The sequence below is a fragment of the Verruconatronum alginivorum genome, assembly GCF_056590205.1.
Window position 1 is genome coordinate 2,060,636 of the sequence record NZ_JBWPVQ010000001.1, and the last position, 25,783, is coordinate 2,086,418.

Here is a 25,783-nt window from a genome sequence, read left to right on the forward strand (position 1 = left end):
TTTCGGCCTTTTCGTGCATGGTTTCATGCATGGCGACGAAGACAATCAGTCTGGAGTTGGATGCTTACGAGAAATTGAAACGGGCCAAACGGGGGAGCGAATCCTTTTCGGAAGTGGTGCGCCGGGCCCGATTCGATGCGGAGGAAAGCACCGGCGAGCGGATTCTGGAAGAGATGGCTTCCCTTTACGGCCTGAACCATCGAGTGCCGAAGAAGACGTTTGATTACTGGGAAAACGTCAGGAAAACGGAGGAGAGGAATCCGAATATATCGGCCAGCCCTTGGGACTGATGGAATCGGCGGCGATGCTTCTGAACACCTGCTTTCTGATCGATTTGCAGCGGGAGTGGCGCGCGAATCAAACAGGCGATGCCCGATTGTTTCTTCAACGGCATGCCGCATTCCGGTTTTCGATTTCGGTGATCTCCGCGACCGAATTTCTCGAAGGTTTCGAAACCCCTGCCGATGGCGATCGTTTTCTCCGGCCCTTCACCTGGCTCGAAGTCGACGCGGAAGTGTGTCGTGAAGCGGCCCGGATACGCCGTCACCTTCGGTTGGCGGGACGGTTGATCGGCGATTTCGATATTCTGATCGCGGCTACGGCGATGAAGGCCGGTCTGGCTCTGGTGACGGACAATGCCGAGCATTTTGGGCGGATTTCTGATCTGCAAATCAGCGCTTATAAACCTGCCGATTGAAAACCGCGATTCGTGGTTGAAAATTCGGCTTGCCGGATGCGGGGAGATCGATTCGCTGGGGGGCTTTCCATGAACGAAGCCCACATTCTCAGGATCTCCCAGGAATTGAATCTTCCGGTGGCGCGGGTGCGCGCGACCGCCAAGCTGTTCGAGGAGGGGGCGACCGTCCCGTTCATCGCCCGTTACCGGAAGGAGGCGACCGGCAGCATGGACGAGGTGGCGGTGACCCAGGTCCGGGACCGGATTTCACAGCTGGCCGACCTCGACAACCGGCGCGACTCGATTTTGAAATCGTTGGAGGAACGGAGCTTATTGACCGACGAGCTGAAGGCGGCGATCCACGGGGCGGAGACACTGAACGGCCTGGAGGATATCTACCAACCCTACCGTCCGAAACGCCGCACCCGGGCGACGATCGCCAGGGAACAGGGGCTGGAGCCGCTGGCGGATTTATTGATCGGCAGTCAAGATTTGGTCGATCCGGAAAAGGAGGCAGCGGCCTTCGTCGACGCCGAGAAGGGCGTGGAGGACGTGGCCAAAGCGTTGGCCGGGGCCCGCGATATTTTGGCGGAGCGGGTGAGCGATCATCCGGAAGCCCGTTCGAAGATTCGGGAGTTTTTCCAAAAGCAGGCCACGCTGCGGTCGCGGGTGATTTCGGGGAAGGAGGAAGCGGGGGCGAAATTCCGCGATTATTTCGATTGGAGCGAACCGCTGGCGAAAGCGCCGTCGCATCGGATTCTCGCTATCCGTCGCGGGGAAACCGAGGGCATCCTGATTTTCCGGATACAGCCGCCCGAAGAAGAGGCGCTCGCCCTGCTGATGCCGATGTTCGTCAACGGACGCGGCCCGGCGGCGGAGCAGGTGCGCCTCGCGGTGGAGGATGGTTACAAACGCTTGCTTAGTTCGGCGATGGAAACCGAGATGCGGATGGAGTCGAAGAAGCGGGCCGATGTGGCGGCGATCAAGGTTTTCGCGGAGAACCTCCGGGAGTTGTTGCTGGCGTCGCCGCTCGGGGAAAAGAACACGCTCGCCCTCGACCCCGGATTCCGGACCGGTTCGAAACTGGTGATCCTCGACCGGCAAGGGAAACTGCTTCATCACGACGTCGTTTTCCTGGAGCAATCGGAGCGTCGCCGGACGGAGGCGGCGGAGAAGATCCGGGGATTCGTGCGTCACTTCGGGATCGAAGCGATCGCCATCGGGAACGGCACCGGCGGCCGGGAAGCGGAGCGGTTCGTCCGGGCACTCGGCTTGCCAGGTGAGATCGCGGTGGTGATGGTCAACGAAAGCGGGGCCTCAATTTATTCGGCTTCGGAAGTGGCCCGGGAGGAGTTTCCCGACCACGACCTGACCGTGCGGGGATCGGTTTCGATCGGTCGCCGGTTGATGGATCCGCTGGCGGAACTGGTGAAACTCGATCCGAAGTCGATCGGCGTCGGCCAGTATCAGCACGATGTCGACCAGGGCGACTTGAAGGATGCTTTGGACGATGTGGTGGTCAGCTGTGTGAACCGCGTTGGGGTGGAAGTGAACACCGCCAGTCGGCAATTGCTGACCTATGTATCCGGGATCGGACCACAAATCGCGGAAAACATCGTCAAGCACCGGGATGAGAACGGACCGTTCAAGTCGCGGAAAGAATTAAAGAAAGTGGCGCGGCTCGGACCGAAAGCGTTCGAGCAATCGGCCGGGTTTTTGCGGATTCGCGACGGCGAGCATCCGTTGGACGGCAGTGCGGTTCACCCTGAAAGTTACGGCGTGGTCGACGCGATGGCCAAGGACCTCGGTTGCACGGTGGAAGATTTGATCAAGGATTCCGGACTTCGGGCGAAGATTGATTTGCGTCGTTATGTGACGGATACAATCGGATTGCCGACGCTGACCGACATTGTGGAGGAGTTGGCCAAACCGGGCCGGGATCCGCGGCAGAAATTCGAAGCGTTTTCATTTACGGAAGGGGTGAACAGCGTGGCCGATTTGCGGGTCGGGCAGAAGCTCCCCGGAATCGTCACCAACGTCACCGCATTCGGGGCGTTCGTCGATGTCGGGGTTCACCAGGACGGCTTGGTGCATGTCAGTCAGTTGGCGGATCGGTTCGTGAAAGACCCGGCGGAAGTCGTGAAGGTCGGGGAGAAGGTTCATGTGACCGTGATCGAAGTCGATCAGGCCCGCAATCGGATCGCCCTGTCGATGCGGGCGAAACCGGAAATGAAGCCGACCGGCGGCCAGCGGACCGGTCCGGCCGAGCGCCCCGCGCGTCCCCGTCCCGGGGGTGGCGATCAGCGAAACCGGAAAGAACGCCCGCAGTCGTTGCACGGCGACTGGTTCAGCGCGGCGTTGAAGAAGAAGTGAGGGCGGAGATGAAGTGGTAAAGTGGCTGAGGTGATAAGGCGGGTGAGGCGCGCTTCAGCCGCCTACGTTGGACGGGTGAAGTTTGTGGACGTTCTCTGTGGCCGACGGTCTTCGGAGTCAGTCTGGCCGTAGTCGGGTTGGCTCCGCCGCCCGACGGCATCGGCCGAAATCGTCCGAGTCGAAGTGTGATGTCGTTCGTCGCAAGTGGGGTGGATGATTCCCGGCGTTGCGAGGACCACACATGGGGCGGCAAAGCCAACCCCACTACTTAGGGAGCTTTTCGCCGGACGCGGGAGCGGCGCGCTTCAGCCGCCGACGTTGGACGGGTGAAGTTTGTGGACGTTCTCTGTGGCGACGGTCTTCGGAGTCACTCTGGCCGTAGTCGGGTTGGCTCCGCCGCCCGACGGCATCGGCCGAAATCGTCCGAGTCGAAGTGTGATGTCGTTCGTCGCAAGTGGGGTGGATGATTCCCGGCGTGGCGAGGACCACACATGGGGCGGCAAAGCCAACCCCACTACTTAGGGAGCTTTTCGCCGGATGCGGGAGCGGCGCGCTTCAGCCGCCGACGTTGGCGGGTGGAGTTTGTGGACGTTCTCTGTGGCGACGGACGTTCGGCTAAAGCACGAAGCTCCGGCTTGGGCTTTTCTTACAGGTAGTAGTTGCTCAACTCGTGGATAAGGTATTCACGGGTTTCTTTGACTGTATCGAAAATTTTGAACAAATCGAGATCTTCCTGGGAGATGACGCCCCATTCGAGCATCGCTTCGAAGTTGACCACCTCTTCCCAGAATTCTTTGCCGTAAAGGACGATCGGCACGTATTTTTGGGTTTTTTGGGTCTGGATCAAGGTCAGCATTTCGAACAGTTCGTCCATGGTGCCGAAGCCGCCGGGGAATACAACCAGCGCCTTGGCTGGATAGAGGAACCAGTATTTACGGACGAAAAAGTAGTGGAATTCGAAGCCGAGTTCCTCGGAGGCGTAGACGTTGAGATGCTGTTCGAAGGGGAGGCTGATGCCGAGCGCGACCGACTTGCCGCCGGCCTCGTGGGCCCCGCGGTTGGCGGCTTCCATGATGCCGGGTCCGCCTCCGGAGCAAATGTAGAACCGCTTGCTAGGGTTCGGGATGTTCTTCATCGACCATTTGGTGAGGTCGTGCGAGAGCTGGGCGGCCTCCTCATAGTAATGGGAGGCCCGCTTGAGCCGGCGAGCCCTGTCGAGGTGAGCCTTTTGTTCGCGGGAAATGCTTCGTTCGGCGGCGACTTCCTTTTCGATCCGCTCTAACTCCTGTTTGGCTCTTGTCGGATGGGGGATCCGGGCGGAACCGAAGAGGACGATGGTGTTGTTTACCTGGTGCTTCCGCAACCGGCTGGCGGGTTCCGTTAATTCGCACTGGATACGGATCAAGCGGCCGGCGGAGCTGTTGAGGAAGTCGAGATTTTTATAAGCTTTTTCGGGGCGAGGATATTCGCTCGGGACATCCGGGACGGCCGGTGGCTGGGGAGGAGTGGAGGCGGCCTCGTGATCGGCTGCGACTTCCTTGGTGGCCGAGGCCGAAGGGAGTCTCTTGTCGATTTTCGATTTCTCGACCGGTTTGCGCGATTTCTTTGGAGGAGGGCCAGAGCGTTTCTTGTGTTTCGACATGAAAAAAGGATGAAGGAATCCGGGACGGTTGTCAGCCATAAAAGCCGGGAAGAGAGAGGGATGGCGGTTCCACGGGGGCAGGACAGTAGGTGGCGAACGGGGAAGATCTTCCTGGTGTCGGATAACAAAGAGTCATTCCATCAACCGTTCCCACGGGCAGCCAAGGGCGTCGCGGAGGCGTTTTGTCGTTGTGCGCAAGATATTGATTTCTCCGGCCTCGATTTTCTGTAGTGTTCGAACCCCAATTTCGGCCCGCTCGGCCAAGCGCTCTTGGGTGAAACCGCGCCGGGTCCTCTCACGCCTCAAGTTGGCGCCGAACTTCTTCAACTCATCTGCAAGCTGTTCTCGTGGGTATCCGGATGGCACGCCTCAATGTGGCGGAAAACAAAACTTTGAAGAACGACCCAATGGGTCGTGAGTTTTTAATTGACATCAGATTTGTTTAGTCGATTTGTTTGTTTCTGTCCTAAAGTTTGACTCATCCGTTCGATCTTCTTCCTCTCCTTCAGCTGATACCATCCGACCATGAGATTCGATAGTGCCCCATTTGTTTTTGTTTCTTTTCTGCTGATTGCTCCCGCCGTTTTCACCGATGAAGCCGTCGGCCATCAGGTGGCCGAAATATTTTTCGAGGTTCTAGAGAGCCGGGAGGTCGAAGTGGATGGAGGGGCGCGGAAGGTTGTTTTCAAGCGGGTGGCGCCCCCGGAATTGCCGGAGTCTCAGGTCGAACCCGAACGGGTGGAGGCGCGGGAATGGACGGAGCAGGAAAGGGCCGCGATGGAGGAATGGACCGCGAAGGAATCCGTCAGTTTGTTGATCGAGGCGGTTAAATACGAACCGGGTGTCACCCGGATCGGCTGGGGCCATGGCGGGAATCGGGTTGTTGCCTGGAGCAACGTCGACTTTTCGGTTTTCCCGGCTTTCGGACAAGTTGAAACCGACTCGCTTCGGCTGACGTATATGATTTTGGCATCCCGGGCTTCGGATGGTGGCCCTGCCGTTCCGGGATGGCAACCCGACGCGGACGACTTCGATCCTGAGCGGGCCGATTGGTTCGTGGTTGCACCCGAATCAGGCGAAATCGGGGACGGTGACCTGGCGCTTCGCGGGATCGAAGCGTTGCACGATTTTTACGATCGAAACCGACAAGAACTCCACGTCGCGCACGCCGGACGTGAGGCCGCACGAATTCTGAGAGAACAGGAACAGGCCGAGAATCCTCCCCAACCCCGCGACACAACTATCCATTACTGGCCGGTCGAAAGCCGGCTCCACCGGTGAGCGCGTTTTTTAACGACTTTTCATGCTCTCGTCGTAATCGCTTTATGAAACTCCAATCCATCGTGCTGCTTTCCTCCGGTTTGTTCGTCGGGGCGGCTTCCGCTTCCGGCCAAAGTGTCTTCAATGCCGGGACTCTCCTGACCCCGGGACCGGTTCCCGAAACCTTCTTTTTCGAATGGTTCGGCAAAAAAGCCACCTTTTACACGATCGAACTGTCGGAGAATCTTGTTGTTTGGAACCCCATTCTGATCGAGCGCGGTTACGACGAGATCATCCAATGGGGATTCGCGACCAACGCGGATCGCCTGTTCGCCCGGTTGCGTTTCGTCGACTTCGAGGACAACGACAACGACGGCCTTCCTGACTGGTGGGAAATGCACTGGTTCGGCGATCTCACCTCGTATGCCGGGATCGACGATTCTCCTGGAGACGAAAACGTATCTGTTCTTCAAGCCTATCTGGAAGGCCGTGACCCGCACGGAACAACTTCAGTCGGTTCGGCGGCCGACGCTCACGTTGGGTTGGTGGTTTTTCTGCCGTTCTAACTTTCTTGATTCCGTAATTTTTCCGCCCCTCCAAATCTTTGATTCAATTGATGAAAACTACCCTTTTGACCTCTTTTTACTTCATGGCGGCAGGCAATTTCCCGGCACGGATTGCACGGCAATTACGACCTATCTCGACTGTCATCTGTTGCTTCGCGTGTCTGGCGTTTGGGCTGACCGAGGTTCGCGCGACGACTTCCGATTTCCCCATTGAAAAAGCGATGCGGGATTACCAGGCGCGATGGCAGTATCTTGCGGAACGAAACTCACAGATGGCTGATTCTATTTCCTGGCCGGCCTGTTTAGGCGGAGCTGTGCCGCCCAATTACCCAAAGGATGGTTTTTACAGCCAGGATGCGATGTTCCGGGAACGAAGAATTGAACTGGTAAAGGCGCTAAGGGATGTATTTTGGGCGGATGAGGAGAACGGAATATGGAGGGAATTTCTTAAAGGAGAACTTGACGGAGTAACGACTTTCGAGGCGTTTGATTCCACCGATTTTACCAAAACCTCCAATCCTCAGATTGAGGCGGATCCGACCTCCTCGTTAGAGAAGATTCAAAAGTATATCAATCAGCTGAGATTTTTAAGCCATTATTTCCCCACGACCAAAGTTGATTTCGGTGTGAAGGTCGCGCACGGTGCTGAATATGATGGATCGGATCCAATTGAGACTTGTGAATCAGCGCAGCTGGATGCATATGCAGCTTTTTCTTCACAAATGTGGAGAGAGCCACAGTGGTTCGGCGATCCACTTCAGATTGGGTCGGTTTCGATTAACCAGATTTGGCCGTCCGAGACCCATGATGCGTATATGGATATTCTTGCCGGACGGGGAAGACTGGAATTTGATTTAACTGGTTATGAAGGAACCGCTCATTTGCTGCTCCAGTTGGTTGAATCTATATGGGGACCAGCAGAACAACATGAACCGCCTGTGATTGCAGATGGAAAATACCGGTTTTGGAAGTCAATTCCCGGGGGCCAAACTGGAGTATCAGACTGGATTGGCAACACCGATTTGCCGCCAGTATTTCCTGAATGTGTATCAGAATTGACTGGTTATGGATGGTGGCTGATCGATCAGATGGTCGTAATCGAGCCGGACTTCAATCCTCCGGAGGACGAGGGCGACTGCTGCGGGTCGGGATGCGGCGGAGGAAACTGCACATTCGGCAGCGCGCGCGGCGGCACGGGGAGCATGTGGTTTCGTTGGGAGTTGGGAGCCGGCAACCAGAGCGGAGACGCGGGACATATCGGGCTGCGGGCTTCGACACCTGACGAGAATCTCTCAACGCCGACGGCGTTGTATTTTAAAGTGTCCGATGACGTCGATATGACTGATTTTGGCGGAGGAGAAATCACGCTCGAAGCTCCGGATGGTAAGGTCGTGATCGAACCTGACGCCACCCAGCCGGACAAGCTTTACACCATGCGGTTTTACCAGCCGAATAAAGCCGGCTATTTTCGAAAATTCCGGGTCGAAAACGTCTCCTCTGGCTTGGGATTCGACAATTACCAGCTGCGGGTGACGGAAATGAATGGAAATGACAATGAACTTCGCGTATGGCAGTTTGAATACGAGGTTTCTGAGGCCAGTGGCGGAGGCGGGGTTTGGAAAATGGCGGATGGTTTTGCCGCTGGCGGGGCGTTGTCCTGGAGCTCCCGTTCCGAAAGTTGGAACTCGTCGAGGAGCCAGCGAGTGGAAACGTACAAGATTTTGGAGAACGACGGCACCATTCGTTACCATGAAGAAACGGTATTCGAACGCCGGAATTGGGGCATGGTGAAAGTGAAGAAGACCGTGGCTCCCGGAGGGACGGAGGTCGGACCGGAACTCGTTACCGCGTGGGATTATTATCCTGATGGCAGGCTCAAATCCCGTCGCGAAACAGGCGGATTTTGGGAGCTGCTGGAGTATGACGCTTTGGGTCGTGTGGAATTTCGAAAATCCGTATTCAAAAACTCATCTCTCGACGAAAACAGTGTGCCGGTGGGCCCTTATCGTCTCTGGCAACGGATTCATACATCCGCTGACTTGGATAATGATGGCGATACGGATTTAATGGTCACGACCGTTGAATCCCTGGTGGATGGTGCTTCGACTATCGAAACGTCTCGCAGTTTTCGCATCGAGTGGGGTAAACCCGTAACAATCGGAGCGAAGTTTTTTACCGAATCTCCGACATTCGGGGCGCTCGTGCGGGAGGCGAATGGGATGACGAGGGTAACCTGGGAACCGTCAGGTTGTATCACAGCCTTGGCACAGATAAGGCGGGAAAAACGTATCGAACCGACCATCCCGATGGGACGATCACCCTGCACGAATACAGTTTTGCCAACAGTCTTCACACCAACACCGTTTGGTCCGGTGTTCCCAATGCCAGCCGAACCGGGATCATTCAGGGAACCCGCACGGAGCAACAAACCACACCCGCCGGTCATCTGCATTGGAGAAAAAGGTTTCACGTCGAAGCAGGACAATCCGATCTCCTGATCCTGCACGAGGATGTAGTCCAGTGGGACGAGTTCGGACGGCCTTCCGAAATCACCAATCTGGATGGCACTGTCGAGGAAAAGGAATACACCTGCTGCGGTCACCTGCGCTGGCATAAAGACCGGGAGGGAATCATCACTGAAAACGGGTATGATCTTATAGGGCGTCTGGCCTGGACCGAGCGAGCCGGAGTCTCGCATGATTACGAACTGGACGCCGCCGGAAGACGGACGAAAACGATTCGGCAAAAAAACGCCGCCTCTGAAATCGTCGTCAACGAACAAAGCTTCGACATCGCCGGCCGGCTAATCTGGTCTCAAAACGCCATGGGGATCGATTCCCGAACCCTCTACTTTGAAGGAATTGATCCCGCGAACGAAGAATGGATCCGGACAACCGAATTCCCAGATGAAAGCACCGTGATCGAGACCAGTTTTCGTGATGGACGTCTCCAGGAGGTCAGCGGGATTGCTGCGCCTCGCTGGATCGAGAACGATTACGGCGTCACCTCCGCAAATGAAACCTGGACCCGGGAAGTCCGGCACGTGGCGGGTGGCTCCGGAGAGGAATGGGTTGAATCTCGCCGAAACATGCTCGGGCAACACGTCGTAACCGAGTATCCGGACGGCACCATCGAATCACGCCGCTACAACGGAAAAGGCCAACTGGTTCGTATCTACAAAGGTCCCTCTCCAGAAACAACCGGGCCGGAAGTCGAGATCACTTATTTTGCCTACAGCGATCTGGGTGAACTCGAATACACCGTGATTGACATGGACCACACCATCGATTCGGAAAATTGGATTGTCGACAGCCTCAAAACCGGGACCGCCCGAATTACCCAAACCGCACGGGAATGGATCGATGTCGGCAGCACCCCCCGCAATCGCACCACGACCCGCGTCTGGCCCGACAATGGGTCGGATTCGCCGGAAGTGGTCTCCATCATGGAAACCTCCATTGGAGGACGCGAAACCTGGACGACCCAATTTGGACTGACCACTCATACGGAAGTCACTCTTGATGGCACCGGCGGACGCACGGTCCGGACAGAGCGACCCGATGAAAGTTACATTATCGAGCAGTTTCTGGACGGACGTCTGCAATCAAAAACTGAATACGCCACCGACAACACCCAACTCCGTGCGGTGACCTACGAATATGACTCCCACAAGCGAGTCAAAAAACAGATCGATGCCCGCAACGGCCCGACCGAATTCACCTATTTCGACGACGACCAGATAAAAACCATCACCACGCCCGACCCTGATCCCTCCCGCTCGGAAGTCGGCTGGGTCCCACAGGTCACGGAATTCGAATATGACGAACGCGGTCGCCGGAGCAAAACGAATCATCTGGACAACACCGAGGCATTGACCACCTACTGGCCGACCGGCCAGGTCAGGCGGGTCTCCGGCAGCCGCACGTATCCGGTGGAATACACCTATGACGCCCAAGGCCGGATGCGCACCATGAAAACCTGGCGGGATTACGACGTTGCGGGCAATCAGGACGGAACGATCGAGGCCGTGACCACGTGGAGCTACGATCCCGCCCGTGGATGGCTCATCGAGAAGGTCGACGAGGATGGCAAGAAAACCCTCTACACCTATGACGCGCTCGGCCGTCTGAAGACCCGCGCCTGGGACCGCGGGCCGATCACCACCTACGGCTACACCACGGCCGGCGAGCTCCGATCGATCACCTATTCCGGCGAAACCATCGATCCGGAACTCCGCGCCGCCGACGTCGAAATCGAATATGACCGCCGGGGTCTCCGGGAATCGGTCACCGAAACCCGGGACAATACGTTGGTCTCGGCTCGGACCTTCACCTACGCGGACCATTGGCAATTGGAGGAGGAAAAATGGACCGACTGCATCTTGGCCGGGTTCTCCCTGCGCCGGGATTATTCAGACAGTCTTAACCGATTGACCGGCATTTCCCTCAAAGAAGGTTCGACCACCATCGTCGCCCAGGAGATTGACTACGCGACCGGGCGGCCTCATATTGCCTCCGTATCGGATTTGACCGTTCCGGCCCTTCCGGTCCGGGCGGATTTCACCATTGAGCCGAATTCGCGGATGATCGCCAACACCAAGTTCTATCATGACCAGACCTTGCGGCATGAGGTGACCCGCCAGCGCGACGCCCTCAACCGCCTCGTTTCGATCGGCTCATCGGCCGCCTCCTTCGTTTACGATTACAACGCGGCCAACCAGCGCCAGCAGGTCACGACTGAGGACGATAATTATTGGCGTTGGAAATACGACCCCCTCGGACAGCTCGAATCGGCCAGGCGCCATCGTCCGAACGGCCAAAAGGTTCTCGGCCACGACTTCGCTTTCACCCACGACACGATTGGGAACCGGACGTTGGCGGTCCGCAACGCAACCCCGTCCTCCTATACGGCGAACCTCTTGAACCAATACGAGAAGCGCGACGTCCCGGGAGTCATCCATATCTTCGGCACGGCCGATCCCGACGCCACTGTGACGGTCGATCAACGACCGACTCTTCGGCAGGACGCTCTCTTTTACGCCGAATATCCGGTCAATAACGGTCCTGGCCCGGTTCACGAAACCATCCAAATTAGAGGCGTGAAAATCGAAGACGGAGTTGAACCGAAGAATCACGTTTCCGACGCCGAACGAGAAGTCTTCGAGCCCGGAACCCCGGAGTCGTTCGATTACGACACCGACGGCAACCTGCTCCAGGACGGACGCTGGGATTACATTTGGAACGCCGAAAACCGCCTGGTCCGGATGGAAACCCGTCCCGGCCTCCCGCCGTCATTGGTGCGTCAACAGCTCGATTTCGCTTACGATTCCGACGGTCGGCGCATCCGCAAATCGGTCTTGCAGTGGGACGACGTCGCCAACGATTTCGTGCCGGTGTCGGTCACCCGTTATCTTTACAACAACTGGAATCTCTTGGCCGAGATCGACGAAACCGACACCCTGATCCGCAGCTATCTTTGGGGACCCTCCGAACACGGCCAGTACGAACTGACCGCCACCCCCGGCGCCCTCCTCGGCCTGCGCGACCACACCGACAACGACGCCTTTTACTTCGCCCAATCCGACGGCAACGGCAACATCACGAACCTGATCGCCGCCCTCGACGGCACTGAAGCCGCCCGCTACGAATACGGCCCCTTCGGTGAACCCCTCCGCGCCACCGGCTCGATGGCCCAGGCGAACCCGTTGCGTTTCAGCTCCAAATTCGTCGACGTGGAGACCGGCCTGTATTATTACGGCTTCAGATACTATAGCCCGTCAATGGGGCGGTGGCTGAACAGGGATCCAATCGAGGAACAGGGAGGCTTGAACCTGTATGGGTTTGTCGGGAATGATCCGGTGAATCAATGGGATTATTTGGGATTGTCTGCTTGTAAATGCGGACCAGATGTAACAGATATTTTTTATCAATACCTTCGGTCAATTTTAGGTCACCTCCAGACTCTGGATTCCAAGTTGACCGGACCTATTGATGGTCTTCGAACGATGAACAGGATCGGAATTAATATCGATTTTTGGTATGGTGGGGGCGTAGAAGGGTGCGGAACATCTAGTTGCCAAGGTACGGTCTATTTTGAGAACAGGTGCGTTCGATCTACCGTAATGAATAACATTCTTTTCGGATTTGTTGCGAATGCACTGGGGATTTTTCAGGCAGATGCAGCTTTTGGAGCGGGTGTAAATAATCTGCTAAAAGGGCAAGGTTTTGAAGGACCTGAACAAGAAGGGGCCTATAATATTGGCTACCGCCTAAATCGAAGGATGAATCGCGATCCAAATGCAAGCAATCTAGATTCGGTGGTTCGAAGGTCGCGGGTTAACCTTCCGGTTTGGTCGTTTCTTCCATTTAATTCCTATGACGCGATTGGATCGGATTTTGAGCATTGCGAACCATGCGGAAAGACTGCCAGCCGGAGCGACTTTGGACGGGTTGGGGATGGGTTTACCACGGGTTTCCTTCACTAATGATACGATGGATATTAGCGGGAGTGTTTGTGGTGTGCCTATTCCTGGTTGGCGTAGTTTTCATTTCTGATCGTATTGAGATTGCACGATCTGAGGCAGAGGCTGTTTGGTTAGCACGCATGATTGAGGAAGAGATTACAGAGGACACACCCTATGAAATTCAACAGCGACTTATTAAAGAAGAAGGATTTTCCCTCGATTTGAACCGCTGGCAATTTGTTACGGGCGAGCACATAGATAACTCACGTCGTGACATTATCGCATATCATGATGGAAGGCGAAATGTTTTGGTCATTCGTTCGGACAAGTCGATTGAATGGATTCACCGGGATAGTTCGGAACTGGTCAGGCTGAGCATTTCGATGTTCTTAACAATGAATATACCCAGCACGGACAACGGCAACCGGGCGTAATCGGCCGCCCTCCCGCTCTCTGGTCGCGGCTGGTCCGCCCCTGGTGAAATCGAAAGCCGCTCCAGCGCACAACATCACCCTATGTCCAATCCCGCCTTTATCCCGCCTGCCATGATCCGAGATCATTCGGCGGGGGCGAGACCTGACATAGGGTGTTATTGTACGATTCCGCGGCAAGTCAGCTGGATTCGGCCCCGTTCCTACCCTTATCAACGGGCGGAATCGGTCGAGCGTCGGCGGTTTTCGGATTAGGTCGGCGGGGCTGTCGTTCTCCTTGCCAGCGACGGAAGAGGTGGGCAAGCTTGCTGCCTTCATGAAGCGTTTATCTTTTTCGTCTCCGAGGTTTTTCGTCACGCTGGATCGGTTTGCCCGTAACGCGGGGGCGTCGGAGCAGGTCGCGGAGAGTGTGCGGGGGATCATCGCCGATGTCGGGAAACGGGGCGACAAGGCGGTGAGCGATTATGTCGCGAAATTCGACAAGGCGAAGTTGGCTCCGGCGAAGTTCCGGGTTTCGCCGGAGGAGTTGGCCGAGGCCCGGAAGGGGTTGGCTCCCGCGAAGAGGCGGGCGATTCGGGAGTCGATCCGGTCGGTGACCGAGTTTGCCCGGCAGGCGGCGCCGCGGAATTGGAAGCGGAAGAATCGTCACGGGGCGACGGTCGGAGAACTTTATTTTCCATTGCAGCGGGTCGGGATCTACGTTCCCGGCGGTCGAGTGCCGTTGGTCTCGACCGTGGTGATGACCGCTACGCTGGCGAAGGTCGCGCAGGTGCCGGAGATCGCGGCGTTTACTCCGTCGGACGCGGAGGGGAAGGTGGCGCCGGAGATTTTGGCGGCGTTAGAAATGGTCGGCGTGGAGGAAGTTTACCGGATCGGCGGGGTGCAGGCGGTCGCCGCGATGGCGTGCGGCACCCGGACGATCCGTCCGGTGAACAAGATCTTCGGTCCGGGGAACGCCTACGTGGTGGAGGCCAAACGGCAGTTGTTCGGGCGGGTCGGCATCGATCTGCTCCCGGGGCCGAGCGAAGTGATGGTGATCGCCGGAGCGAAGGCTAATCCGGCGTTCGTCGCCGCCGATCTGCTCTCCCAGGCCGAACATGGGCCGAACGGAAAAATCTACCTCGTCTCGACCTCGGAGGAAATGTTGGACCAGGTTGAACGTCAGATGGAGGAGCAGGCGAAGACGTTGAAACATGGCGACGTGTTGGGCGTCGCGCTGAAGGAAGGGTATGTCGGGATCGTGGTGGGGGACATCGAGGAAGCGATCGCGGCGGCGAACTACGTCGCGCCGGAGCATTTGGAGTTGCACCTATCGGGCTGGGACCGGGCGGCCTGTCTGGCTAAAATTACTACGGCCGGCTCAATCCTCGTGGGCGATTTCACACCGACGGTCTTGGGCGATTTCGTGGCGGGACCGAGCCATGTGTTGCCAACCGGGCGGAGCGGGGAATTCTCCAGCGGATTGCGGGTGGGCGATTTCATGCGGAAGACCAGTTTGGTGGAGTATGGTTCGGCGAGCTTGAAGAAAGCGCTTCCGACGGTGGAGGAGTTCAGTCGGATGGAGGAACTCGACGCCCATGGCCGGTCCGCGACGATCCGCTTCGAGCAGCGGTGAAACGAAGGATTGGGTAACCACGAATGGACACGAATAAACACGAATATCGCTGAGCTGGATCTGCGATAATCAGCGATATCTGCGGTTCAATTTTTTCTGAGATGAACGAGTTTTTCGAGAATTTGGCCTTGCCGCATGTGCGGGGGTTGCATGCGTACACACCGGGGTTGCAGCCGAAGGAAACGGGGTGGACCAAGCTCAACACCAACGAGAATCCGTATCCGCCGAGTCCCCGGGTGGAGGAGGCGATCCAGCGGGAGTTGGGTCAATTGTTGCGGTTGTACCCGGATCCGCGGAGTAGCCGGTTGCGGGAGGCGGTGGCGGCCCATCATGGATTGCCGGGCGGGGAGCATGTCTGCATCGGGAACGGATCGGACGATTTGCTCAACCTGTTGACCCGGGCCTTTTGCAGCCGGGAGAAAGCGGCGGCGTTCGCTTTTCCGAGCTATTCGCTCTATCCGGTGTTGGTGGCGATCCAGGACGGGCGGGCGGTCGAGGTTCCGTTCGACCGGAGCATGCGGCTCGATGTCGAAAAGCTCGCCGCGACCGGGGCCAACATCCTCTTTTTCACCTCGCCGAACGCTCCCACCGGGGTCGGTTTCGAGAACGAAGAAATCGAGCGGCTGTTGCAGGCGTTTTCCGGGTTGGTGGTGGTCGATGAAGCTTACGGCGATTTCGCGGAGGAGAACGCGGTGGAGTTGTTGGGGCGGTATCCGAATTTGTGTGTCACCCGGACCTTTTCGAAATCGTATGGGTTGGCGGGGTTGCGGGTCGGTTATCTGCTCGGCGATCCCGGCTTGATCGGGGTGGTCGACCGGATGCGGGACAGTTATAATGTCAACCGTCTGTCGCAGGCGGGGGCGTTGGCGGCGTTGCAGGACCAGGAGTATTTCCGGGCGGTGGTCGGGAAGATCAAATGGATCCGCGATTTTTATCGGAAGGAGCTCGAGGGGCGGGGATGGTTCACGTATCCGAGCCAGGCCAACTTTCTGTTCACCGAGCCGCGGGACCGCGATGGGAAAGCGGGGAAAGAAGTGGCGGACTCGCTCTATCGGTTTTTGGTGGAGCGGCGGGTGTTGGTGCGTTACTTCCCGAGTCATGACTTGACCTCCGGGTTCCTGCGAATCAGTGTGGGCAGCGAGCCGGAGATGTCGATCCTGGCCGAAACAATCGAGCAATGGCAGAAGGACGCATAGCAGAAACGCGGCGGGAAACCGCCGAAACCAAGATCGGGATGCGGTTGAATCTGGATGGCCGCGGGGAGGCGAATATCGCCACCGGCATTCCGTTTTTCGATCACATGCTGGTGTTGTTCGCGAAGCATGGCCTGTTCGATCTTGAGGTCGAGGCCGACGGGGACATCGAGGTCGATTATCATCACACGGTGGAGGACGTCGGCCTGGTTTTGGGACAGTTGTTCCGGGAAGCGGTCGGCGACAAAAAAGGGATCCGCCGATACGGATTTTTCATTTTGCCGATGGACGAATGTCTGTCGCGGATCGCCCTCGATTTCAGCAACCGTCCGGTGCTGGTCTATGACGTGGAAGCGCCGAATTTTCTGGTACGTGATTTCAATCTCCTGTTGGTGAAAGAGTTTTTCCGGGCCTTCACCAACGCGGCCGGGGTGAATTTGCATGTGAAACTTGAATACGGGGAGGAACCGCACCACATCGCGGAATGCCTCTTTAAGTGTTTCGCCAAGGCGTTGGACGTCGCCACCCAGTTCGAACCGCGCGCGGCGGATTTGTTGCCGTCGAGCAAAGGGGCGTTGTAGGTTTCGGGGTTCTCTTCGAGGGGGGAGGGGAACGGGAACACACCCCACCGCTCTGGCGAGCGGTCCCCCCCTCTCTAGAGGGGATCAGCGTACCCAAAGTTCCCCTCTTGAGAGGGGGGGACCGTGCGCGAGCATGGTGGGGTGTGTCGGCTCGTTCCGGGGAGGGAGGGAGGCAAATGGACGAGTTGTCAAAGAGCCGGGGTGGCTTGCCAAGTGGGGATCGGATCCGGACGCGCGGCGGGGGCGGGGGTGATTCCGAGGATTTCGCTGATGGTGGCGTGGAGTTGCAAGGCGTCGGCGGGGCCGAGGTCGTGGGGGGCGGTTGGTTCCGGGTGGCTGTAAATGAAGAGGGGGGTGAGCATCTCGGGATTTTCGTCCGGGTCGTAGCCGTGCATGCCAAGGGGGCCGCCGGATTCTTCGGGCGACTGTTCGATGCCGGAGGGACGGCGGGAGAAGGTGTGGCCGGTGTCGAGGACGAGGAGGAGGTCGCCGGTGCGGTGGGGGTGGCGGAGGCCCCATCTTTCGGGGATCTCTTCGCGGCGGTAGGCGGAGACGTAGTCGAATTCGGAAAGACGGGCCAAGGTCTGGTTGATGATCCGGTTGCGTTCGCGTGGGGTGCGGATTCGGTTGAGGTGGATGTGGGCGACGTTGGCGGTGGTCATGATCAGCACGTTTTCGCGCCCCTCGAGTCCGGTGAGATGGCCGGGGTGGACGAGGGTGTGGACGCGGCTCATGCCGTGGTCGGAGGAGAGGATGAGGAAAAGGCGGTCGTCCGGGGCGGGATTTTGCTTTTGCCAGATGGTTTCGGCGCGGGCGAAAGCGGAGGCGAGGATGCGGTCGGCCCGTTCGACGGCGGCGATTGTCTCGGGGGCGTCGGGGCCGTGGCGGTGGCCTGCGCTGTCGGGGGAGACGATGTATCCAAGAATGAATTGCAGTGGTTCGGGGTGGTCGTCGTTTTCCCAGAGGTCGAGGAGCCGGTTGAGCCGTTGTTCGTCGGAAATGCCGCGCTCGTAGTGGGGACCGAAATAGGCGGTGGTGACGGAGCCTTGTTGGTTGTGAGCGAGCGGCCAGTCGAGGACGGCGGTGCGGATTCCCTGGCGGGCGGCGGTGATCCAGATTGGTTCGGCTTCGAGGAGGGCGGAGTCGCCGGGGTAGCGGTGGAAACTTTCGTCGCGGTTGTCGTAGAAAGCGTTGCCGAGGATTCCGTGTTCTTCGGGTTTCACGCCGGTTGCTTTGGAGACGTGGGTGGTAAAGGTGACCGAGGGGAAGACTGGTTTAATCGCGTCGGAGAAGGCGCCGCCGGCGCGGAGCCGGTCAAAGAACGGGGTGTCGGCGCGGTCGAGGTAATCGGGGCGCAGGCCATCGACGCTGATCCAGAAGACGGTGTGTGCGGGCGGCCGGTCGGCCGCATAGGCGATAGCCGATAGACAATAGACGAGGGAGAGATAGACGACAGCGGAGAGGCGATAGACGAGGGGCATGGGGAGAGGTTTAGTTGATCGTTCTAGAAGGAGGATAGGAGGAAAAGAGGAAAACCGGCAAACCGATTTTTCGAAATTCGGTTTGCCGGGGGAATAGTTGGCCGACCAACAAGTGATTCCGCACCGGACCATCCAGAGCGGACCGGACTGAGCCGATCCCCACCCTATAGCCATCGCTTCTTGGAGGGATGACCTCCGAGTCGCCCCGTCACTTTCATGGGGGAAACATTATATTGACATGTAAATGGCGTCATCCATAAGCAATTTTGACTGCGGGTTCACCAGATCGGAAAAATCCTGTATCAGCATGAGTCGGGCGAGAAAGTATCTGTCAAGCGAGTCGCCGGTGAATTCAGGGAATGGGCGAATTAGGACTCCTGCTTTTGTTTCAACTTCTGGGTTCTCATCGCAGGCATTGCACGGAGCTGTTAATCCCGGGGAACTTTGGCAAGCGATTCAGTCGCTTTTGAATCTCGGCCCCTCCGACGCCTGCTGCCTGCTGCTTAATTTTGTCGGAGGACGACCGCTTTCCATTCATCGAACAGAAGGATTGTCGAGTGGGGAGGGAATGCGGATCGCGAAAAGCAGTCGCTCTCTTTTCGCGGGAATTGGGTCCCCGGAGATCATGTCGTTTGACTGTGTCAAAAACCGGTTTCCCAGTGCCGCGCTCGACGGGTTGATCCGGGAGGTGATGGAGCCGCGAGGTTGGAGGCGCATGTTGGCGGTCCGTTTCATGTGTAGTCGCCGGACCATAGGCTCTGTGATTGTTTTTCGGGAGGCGGGCGACGGGCCATTTACCGGTGCGGAAGTGAGACGGATCGAGCAGGCGAGGCCGTTTGTCGAAGCCGCCATTGGCCGGGTCACTGCCGCGCAAACGCAGCAGGCGGTTCAGTTGTTTTTGATCCAAATGTTTCGCGAGCTCTTGTTGCCGGGCGTGATTCTGAACTGGAACCTTCAGCCGCTTTATTGGAATGAAGCCGCTCAGAGATTCGCGGTTTTGTGGGAGGATCCGAACGCGGGAATGTTGAAGAAGAAACGGAGGGGGTTTCTACTTCCCGCTTCTGTCGCTGACGCGGTTAAGCGATTGCGGGGCGAGATTTTGGTGCGATTGCGCGATTACGAAGAGTTAAAGAACGGGCCGTTAATCGAGGTGAGGCATCCGCGAAACGAGATGCTCTTGGCTATTATTCGTCCTCTGCACCAGACAATAGCGGCAGCAATGCCATTGTTTTTCGTTCGCTTTGAAGAGGTAAGAAGTCCGGCGGCGGTCGTGCCGGCAGGGTGGGTGGTGATAACGGCCGGTCTCTCGCCTGCAGAAAAGGAGCTTGCGCTTTTGCTGGGCGACGGGCTCAGCAACCGGGAACTGGCGGCCCGCACGGGGAAAAGCCCGGAGACGGTCAAACGACAGCTCTCGTCAATTTACAAGAAAACCGGCGCGGCCGGTCGGGCTCGCCTTCTGGCACTGCTTCGCGCATGAACTGGCCGGGCCTGTTTTCCGCTGGTGTCCCACGTTCTCTGGATGATCCCGGAGATCGACGATTTTCATCTTGGTTGGAGCGACGACCGGTTTCGTGACCTGATGAAAAACGAGGAGGCGGCGCTTACAGCCTTCGGCTGCTTCCACTCCCGCCCAACGCGACCCAGACCCTTTTTTTATAAAAACGGCCCATTTTACACCCTTCGGGTCATAGACGGGGTGGTGGCTTCCTGCTATCATCGCGCCTGCTGGTTTACTTTTAATTTACACAAGGAGCCGCAGTGGGTGCTCTTACGCTCTCGTTATTCTTAAGGTCAAACACGGCAAGTGCCCTTCGATTCCATCCGCGCTCGCCGATGTAATATGACTCCCGGAATTCGCGTCGATCGGTTTGCAACCTCATGAAACCTCACCTTCCTCAACTCATCCAACAGTTCTCCTTTATCTGGCTTTTCACCGCCGTGTTTTTCTTCATCACGGTGCCGTGCCGGGGCGCCACGCTCGACGATTTCCGGATGGATGCGAACGGGTCGGTTTTCGCCCTCGTGGAGACCGATGACAACGGTGAGCGTTCATGGATCGTAGCCGGATCCTTTACGCTTCTCGGGGGGCATACACGCGAGCGCGTGGCGCGCCTCCGCGAGGATTTCAGCGTGGATCCGGATTTCAATTTCGCCGTGACCGGAGGATCCGTGTGGTGCGTCGCGACGGATGCCGCGGGCCGCATCCTCATCGGCGGCACTTTCACGCAGGTGGACGGGGTGACGCGCAATCGCCTGGCTCGGTTTGTGCGCAGCGGGAGCGAATGGTTGCTTGATGAATTCAACCCGGACTTCAGCGGCCCGGTGCGCGCGATCGTCATCGCACCCGACGGCACGCTCTACGTCTGTGGCAGCTTCATGGGCGTCGGTGGCGCGGCGCAGACACGTATCGCCAAACTCGATCCCATTACCGGAATGCACGATCCCGCTTTTGATCCGCGCCCATCGGCCGAGATCTATGCCATGGCCCTCCAACCCGACGGCAGGCTGGTCATCGCCGGAGAATTCACCAGCCTGCAACCGGGCGGGCCGGGTAATACTTCCTTTAACCGCAATCGGGTCGCTCGTCTGGAACCGGACGGCTCCGTCGATTCCGGATTCGACCCGAATGCCAGTAGCTGGGTTTCCAACGTGCTGGTGCAACCCGATGGGCGCATTCTCCTTGGCGGAGCCTTTACCTCTCTGCGCCCGAACGGTGCACTTGTACCCACAGCCCGGAGGCGCATTGCGCGGGTGCAGGCGAGCGGATTGATTGACTCGAGTTTCAATCCGGAAACGACCCTCAATAACGGAAATGTCGATACAATCGCGCTGGCCGCGAACGGCCACCTTTTGGTCGGGGGTAACTTTACGATTGCGGGAGGCTCGGCCCGCGACCGACTTGTCCTGTTGAACGGTTCAGGCGGGATTGTGGGCGATTTCAATCACAATCCAAACAGCACGGTTCGGACACTGCATTTCGCGGTGTCTCCGGAGGATGGCGCGGCGCGGGCCTGGGCAGGCGGGGAATTCACCGGGATCGACGGGACCAGTCGCAACCGCATCGCCCGGTTCGCCGATCTTGGCGGGGCGTTCAACACCGATATCGATCGAGTCCGCGTCGATGCGACTGATCCGCACAGCTTGATTTGGGAGCGCGGTGGATACGCTCCGGCCTTTACCACCGCGACCCTCGAACGATTCAATAACGCCGGTTGGGAACCGCCCGTTCATGGACTCCTCAACGGCGCCAACTGGCATTTTCCGAATCTCCCCGGAGGCAGTCTTGTGCGGCTGACCGGGCGCCCGGCCGGCGGCTTTCACAGTGCGAGTCCGGGACTGCACCGGCGCGTGACCCCATTCTATCTGAATGAGGGATTTGGTTATCCGGTTGGATCGGACCTTGCGAGTGGCGGGCACTGGCGCGAGGCCAGCGGGATGGGGCAGGGCGGTCGAACTGCCGTTTTGCTCGATACTGGATCGCTTGATTATCCGGCACTGCGGCAGGGAACCGGGAATCGCGTGCAACTGGCCACGCCTAATTCGGAGCAGGCCTTCGGCTCTTACGAACATCCCATTACCCCGTTCCTCATCAGCGACGGTCGCGAGGCCTGGTTGTCCTTCCTCCTCCGCGTCGAGGGCGCGCTCCCCGCGGATTCGCCAGCCCGTCAGATACTCGCCGTCGGTCCCAATACGGGGGGAGATTTCGATAAATCACGCTGTTATCTTACACGGACGGGGGCAGCCGCCGGGAATTTCAAGTTGGCCTTCACCCGAGGGGGTGACAGCAAAGATTTGGTGAGTTCACCGGATATAGCGGCTGGCGAAACCCATTTTGTTGCTATCCGCTTCGACCGCACGGACACGGCCGATCGCTCAATCTCCATTTGGATCAACCCGAGCCCGGCATCGCTCGGGCAGGGGACCGCCCCAGCAACCGAGCCCTCGCTGACACTTACCGGCGCGGCGGTGATCGATCAAATCGAGACCGTGGTCCTGAACTCGGTTGATTCGTATGCGTCGGTTCTGCTCGACGGGCTGCGCCTCGGCCCGTCGTGGGCTTCGGTTTCTCCTTCCGCCCCCGTCAACACGCTCGCCGCGTGGATTCTCTCCCGGGACCTTGATCCCGCGACCCCTCCGCCTCTTGGCAATCTGGCGGGCGACGGTCTGACGCTGTCCCAGAAGTATGCCTTCAATCTCCCTCCCGTCGCCTTCACCCGTAGTCCAATCACCGAAGCGATGCGCAATCCCGCGATTCCGGTGAATGCCCTGGCGGGGCTTCCCGTGGCCGAGCCCGACAACGGTCATCTCTATATCCATTACTTGAGGCCCGCACCGGGCACCTCCGATTTGGATGTGCGCGCGGAGTTTCATGCCGATCTTGGCGGGACCGCCTCTCCATGGTTGCCCGCCGGCTTCGAACAGGTGGAGCGTTCGGTCGATGGTTATGATCTTGTCAGGGCCGTGGATCCCTTCGGATCCGACGAAGAGAAGCAGCGTCTTTTTGGGCGGGTGCGTGTGACTCAACTGCCGCCACCCGATCCCGCGTCACTGCCCCTCCGTTGGAGAGATGCCTTTTCCGGGACGAACATGCCGGATAACGGAGGCGTCGAACTGGAATACCGTCCGCCTCCTGGCTGGGACGGTCATCTCGTTGTCTCCATTTCATTCGATGGTGAAATTTGGACTGCGATTGATCCGGGGGAAGTTTATATGGAACCGGCGGAAACGGACAGCGATTACTGGCGAATCGTCATGCGGCGTCTGCCGGCCGGTCAGAGTTATCATTTTCGGGTTTCTCATACCGAAAACGAAACGTCCATCGAATCCAATGTGCTGGGGCCGGTTTTCGTGCCGGAGGAAGTTCCACTTCCCTCCATCCATCTTGTTTCCGAATGGATGTTGAACGACCGGTTCCTTGTCGTTGACCATCCCCGCAAAGCGGTATTCGATATCACCCACCCGGACGGAATCGACCTGGTCCAACTTGAAATCCGGCAGGAAGGGTCGCCGCAATGGGCGGCCCTCGGCACGATGGATCCCCTGACCGAGGGATACACCCGGGGGTTCGTCGTGACCAAGGAAGGGGTTTACTACTTGCGGGCACGGGTTGCCTACGGGCCGGGCACGAAGAAAAGGATCGAGGCTTCAGCCATCTACGGGCCAATATTTGCCGGTTCGGCGGGTGTGGCCGAGGTCGGGCCGGTCATCGGCGATCTGGTCGCAAACCCGCCGCTGCTCGACAATTTCTATGAGGCCGGGACAAAGATCGAGTTTCAAGCGGAAGTGACAGAAGGGAACGTGGGCCAAGAGAAATCGGGTGCCGTAAAAGAAGTTTACGTTTACGCGGGCGCTGCGCGGGGTGTGAAATCGAATCCACAGCCTGCCGGATTTCCCGTCCGCTTGGGACGCCCCGGCGACCGGGACCGTGAGGAAAATGAAAGCATTGATCCCGAAGATATCGGCGTCCACGGAGTCTTTACCACCGGCAACCTCTACACTGGATCGGTCACGCTGCCCGCCCTTTCCGTCGAAGAACTCGTCATCCTTCATTTTATAGTGGAGGCAACAGACTTCGATGGCGATACGAGCACCCGCGACGAAGCTCCCTGGAGATTGCGGGTGCGCCCCCTCAGCCCGCTGGGACTTGGAATAAGCCGCACTCCCCAACCGCAGCTCCAGCTGGAGCCCGGTACCGCAACGCTTCTCGAGCCGGGCTCCTACACCACCTTTCCGGTGACCGACGAGTTCATCGATATGACCCCGGTCGCAACCGATACCGGAAGGATCCGCGTCACTTACAGCGACCTTGTCGAAGGCGAGCGGATCGAGATCGTCCGGGTCGCCGACGGGCGCGTCGTCGATCAATTCGTGGTCCCGGCGAAAAACGGAACGGTTGAGTTCCTCTGTCCTCCATTCTACTTCCGCAATGAGGACTACCAACCGACCCTTCTTACCGTCCCCGCGGAACGGCGCATTCGCATGGGCGGGCCCCTCAAACAAACATTTCGCAACGCTTACTTCCTCCGCCTGACGGATACCGTTGGGCAGTCCGTGAACGTCGGTCCGTCAACCGGACGACGGGATTTCCGCGTCGGTCAGCCCGCCTTTCACTGGCAGAACTTCACTGAGTTGGACTACGGATTCTATTGGTACAAGGATATGTATCACGGCCTCAAGGCCGATCAAAGTCCGAACCGGTACCAAAACACCGATTACTTCGACCCGGCCCGGCCTACTGTCATCTACATCCATGGCTGGGCACCGGAATCCTCCCTTGCGGGTTATCGCGAAAACTTTCACTTCCGGCATGCCGGCGGATTCCGGATCACCAATGGCTTTGCTCAGACAGATATCCAGAACCCCGAATCGTGCGTGGGACATGCCTGCACCGGTCCCTGGAACCTTTTGAAATATTGGAAGCAAGCGGGCTACAATGTAGGTGTTTTCTATTGGAACCAGTTTGCTGATGAGATCGCGGAAATGTGGCCGAAGGAGAAACCCTATCGCGCTGAGGCCAAACTCTGGACTTCGACGGGACCCAAGTATTTCATGCTGCCAGCGCCGGAACACGAAGGCATGCGCTTCCGCGCGCGCGTCCCCAATAATCTCGGCGCTTCCAACCCCGGGATGGAGTTCCGCGATCCCTACTGGGATGCTCACGCCTACTACCCCATTCCGGCGGGGATGAATGTCTCCGACTTGTTTCGCCAGGAATACGCCATTGCTTTCAACGGCATCGCGGACACCGCCCCGGACAAGTCCGTTCACCTCGTCGGGCACTCCACCGGTGCGGGCCTTGTCATAACCGGGGCGTTCGCCGTCCACCGTTATCTCATTCACAATCCGGGACGCGTCCTCCCACGCCCGAACCGTTTGACCCTTCTCGACGCGTTTCTGTCCGAGAACTTGTTGCTGATCGAGGGCAGACCCCGCTACCCCACGCACCGCGCCCAGTCGATGTTCCGGCAGATGACCGGCGAGGAGAACCCACAGGCCGGAGCATTTGATCGTGGAATCGCCCTCGAGTATGTCGAATCCAGCTACATCATTTCCCACGGTGCCAGCCATGACGCGGACTACCTGTGGAACCTGGCTGCCCACATCATCCTCAAGCCTGATTGGATCGGCCTTTATGGGGCGGTGTTGAACCCCTTTTACGATCAGGAGGCCGCCATCCACATGGAAGCGATCCGCTGGTATTTCATGTCCAAGGGATTCCACTCGTCCCGCCCGCGCTCCGGCGAGCGGGGCTGGTTCATGTGGGAACCTTTGAAGTTTCACGATTACCCCTCTCCATCCGCCAGTATTTCGCGCACCGGAATCCTCCTCTACATGCCGGGAAACGACCGCGGAAGAACCAAATACGAAATGACCGGCGGCAACTTCACCTTCCGCAGCACCGACGACGAATTCCAAAGCCGTTCCCGTTAGGCCGTGCCTGACAATCTGGCAAACAATAAGTGAGCGCCTCTTTCCGATCGTATTCGATAACTCCATACGAA

The 25,783-nt window shown here is 58.1% G+C and carries 16 protein-coding genes; 13 read left to right on the plus strand and 3 right to left on the minus strand.

The window, feature by feature from the left end; genetic code table 11:
* The first annotated feature begins 29 nt into the window (after positions 1-29).
* The 3 genes from ACWUI2_RS07275 to ACWUI2_RS07285 all read left to right on the plus strand — a co-directional run bounded on the left by ACWUI2_RS07275 (position 30) and on the right by ACWUI2_RS07285 (position 3,049).
* Positions 30-290, plus strand: a complete 261-nt coding sequence (locus ACWUI2_RS07275; protein WP_486982194.1) for an antitoxin VapB family protein — start codon at positions 30-32, stop codon at positions 288-290.
* Positions 291-304: 14 nt separating this feature from the next.
* Positions 305-697, plus strand: a complete 393-nt coding sequence (locus tag ACWUI2_RS07280) for a type II toxin-antitoxin system VapC family toxin (protein ID WP_486982195.1) — start codon at positions 305-307, stop codon at positions 695-697.
* A gap of 69 nt (positions 698-766) precedes the next feature.
* Positions 767-3,049 carry a Tex family protein gene (locus ACWUI2_RS07285; RefSeq protein WP_486982196.1) on the plus strand — a complete coding sequence of 761 codons (2,283 nt, stop codon included), beginning with the start codon at positions 767-769 and terminating at the stop codon, positions 3,047-3,049.
* Between the two features lie 646 nt (positions 3,050-3,695).
* Here ACWUI2_RS07285 and ACWUI2_RS07290 read toward each other — a convergent pair.
* Positions 3,696-4,691 carry an LOG family protein gene (locus tag ACWUI2_RS07290; protein ID WP_486982197.1) on the minus strand — a complete coding sequence of 332 codons (996 nt, stop codon included), beginning with the start codon at positions 4,689-4,691 and terminating at the stop codon, positions 3,696-3,698.
* 132 nt (positions 4,692-4,823) lie between these two features.
* Positions 4,824-5,057, minus strand: a complete 234-nt coding sequence (locus ACWUI2_RS07295) for a helix-turn-helix domain-containing protein (RefSeq protein WP_486982198.1) — start codon at positions 5,055-5,057, stop codon at positions 4,824-4,826.
* Positions 5,058-5,216: 159 nt separating this feature from the next.
* Here ACWUI2_RS07295 and ACWUI2_RS07300 point away from each other — a divergent pair, with 159 nt between their 5' ends.
* From ACWUI2_RS07300 to hisB, 8 genes are all read left to right on the plus strand, one after another.
* The gene (locus ACWUI2_RS07300; protein ID WP_486982199.1) at positions 5,217-5,972 is read left to right on the plus strand and encodes a hypothetical protein; all 756 of its coding nucleotides are present in this window, start codon (positions 5,217-5,219) and stop codon (positions 5,970-5,972) included.
* 44 nt (positions 5,973-6,016) lie between these two features.
* Positions 6,017-6,517 (plus strand): hypothetical protein, encoded by a 501-nt coding sequence (locus tag ACWUI2_RS07305; RefSeq protein ID WP_486982200.1) that lies wholly within the window; start codon positions 6,017-6,019, stop codon positions 6,515-6,517.
* Between the two features lie 50 nt (positions 6,518-6,567).
* Positions 6,568-9,015: a hypothetical protein gene (locus ACWUI2_RS07310; protein WP_486982201.1), complete on the plus strand. Its 2,448-nt coding sequence runs from the start codon at positions 6,568-6,570 to the stop codon at positions 9,013-9,015.
* Positions 9,016-11,780: 2,765 nt separating this feature from the next.
* On the plus strand, positions 11,781-13,001 hold the full coding sequence (locus ACWUI2_RS07315; RefSeq protein ID WP_486985052.1) for an RHS repeat-associated core domain-containing protein: 1,221 nt from the start codon (positions 11,781-11,783) through the stop codon (positions 12,999-13,001).
* On the plus strand, positions 13,001-13,414 hold the full coding sequence (locus ACWUI2_RS07320) for a hypothetical protein (protein WP_486982202.1): 414 nt from the start codon (positions 13,001-13,003) through the stop codon (positions 13,412-13,414). The genes ACWUI2_RS07315 and ACWUI2_RS07320 overlap by 1 nt, the downstream gene beginning before the upstream one ends.
* 313 nt (positions 13,415-13,727) lie before the next feature.
* Entirely contained in the window at positions 13,728-15,026 is a 1,299-nt protein-coding gene (gene hisD / locus ACWUI2_RS07325) for a histidinol dehydrogenase (RefSeq protein WP_486982203.1), read from the plus strand.
* A 101-nt stretch (positions 15,027-15,127) separates the two neighbouring features.
* Positions 15,128-16,222, plus strand: a complete 1,095-nt coding sequence (hisC, locus tag ACWUI2_RS07330; protein ID WP_486982204.1) for a histidinol-phosphate transaminase — start codon at positions 15,128-15,130, stop codon at positions 16,220-16,222.
* Positions 16,204-16,800: an imidazoleglycerol-phosphate dehydratase HisB gene (gene hisB / locus ACWUI2_RS07335; RefSeq protein WP_486982205.1), complete on the plus strand. Its 597-nt coding sequence runs from the start codon at positions 16,204-16,206 to the stop codon at positions 16,798-16,800. Before hisC ends, hisB begins: the two co-directional genes overlap by 19 nt.
* 188 nt (positions 16,801-16,988) lie before the next feature.
* Here the strand turns inward: hisB and ACWUI2_RS07340 are convergent, their stop codons facing one another.
* Positions 16,989-18,281 (minus strand): alkaline phosphatase family protein, encoded by a 1,293-nt coding sequence (locus ACWUI2_RS07340; RefSeq protein ID WP_486982206.1) that lies wholly within the window; start codon positions 18,279-18,281, stop codon positions 16,989-16,991.
* Positions 18,282-18,906: 625 nt separating this feature from the next.
* On the opposite strand from ACWUI2_RS07340, the gene ACWUI2_RS07345 reads away from it, so the two are divergent.
* On the plus strand, positions 18,907-19,758 hold the full coding sequence (locus ACWUI2_RS07345; RefSeq protein WP_486982207.1) for a helix-turn-helix transcriptional regulator: 852 nt from the start codon (positions 18,907-18,909) through the stop codon (positions 19,756-19,758).
* A gap of 401 nt (positions 19,759-20,159) precedes the next feature.
* A complete protein-coding gene (locus ACWUI2_RS07350) occupies positions 20,160-25,712 on the plus strand; it encodes a delta-60 repeat domain-containing protein (protein WP_486982208.1) in 5,553 nt (1,850 codons plus the stop codon).
* Positions 25,713-25,783 lie beyond the last annotated feature (71 nt).

Coding starts and splice junctions, on each gene's coding strand:
- ACWUI2_RS07275 (WP_486982194.1), top strand. CDS start 30: ATGGCGACGAAGACAATCAGTCTGGAGTTGGATGCTTACGAGAAATTG.
- ACWUI2_RS07280 (WP_486982195.1), top strand. CDS start 305: ATGCTTCTGAACACCTGCTTTCTGATCGATTTGCAGCGGGAGTGGCGC.
- ACWUI2_RS07285 (WP_486982196.1), top strand. CDS start 767: ATGAACGAAGCCCACATTCTCAGGATCTCCCAGGAATTGAATCTTCCG.
- ACWUI2_RS07290 (WP_486982197.1), bottom strand. CDS start 4,691: ATGTCGAAACACAAGAAACGCTCTGGCCCTCCTCCAAAGAAATCGCGC.
- ACWUI2_RS07300 (WP_486982199.1), top strand. CDS start 5,217: ATGAGATTCGATAGTGCCCCATTTGTTTTTGTTTCTTTTCTGCTGATT.
- ACWUI2_RS07305 (WP_486982200.1), top strand. CDS start 6,017: ATGAAACTCCAATCCATCGTGCTGCTTTCCTCCGGTTTGTTCGTCGGG.
- ACWUI2_RS07310 (WP_486982201.1), top strand. CDS start 6,568: ATGAAAACTACCCTTTTGACCTCTTTTTACTTCATGGCGGCAGGCAAT.
- ACWUI2_RS07315 (WP_486985052.1), top strand. CDS start 11,781: ATGGAAACCCGTCCCGGCCTCCCGCCGTCATTGGTGCGTCAACAGCTC.
- ACWUI2_RS07320 (WP_486982202.1), top strand. CDS start 13,001: ATGATACGATGGATATTAGCGGGAGTGTTTGTGGTGTGCCTATTCCTG.
- hisD (WP_486982203.1), top strand. CDS start 13,728: ATGAAGCGTTTATCTTTTTCGTCTCCGAGGTTTTTCGTCACGCTGGAT.
- hisC (WP_486982204.1), top strand. CDS start 15,128: ATGAACGAGTTTTTCGAGAATTTGGCCTTGCCGCATGTGCGGGGGTTG.
- hisB (WP_486982205.1), top strand. CDS start 16,204: ATGGCAGAAGGACGCATAGCAGAAACGCGGCGGGAAACCGCCGAAACC.
- ACWUI2_RS07340 (WP_486982206.1), bottom strand. CDS start 18,281: ATGCCCCTCGTCTATCGCCTCTCCGCTGTCGTCTATCTCTCCCTCGTC.
- ACWUI2_RS07345 (WP_486982207.1), top strand. CDS start 18,907: ATGTCGTTTGACTGTGTCAAAAACCGGTTTCCCAGTGCCGCGCTCGAC.
- ACWUI2_RS07350 (WP_486982208.1), top strand. CDS start 20,160: ATGAAACCTCACCTTCCTCAACTCATCCAACAGTTCTCCTTTATCTGG.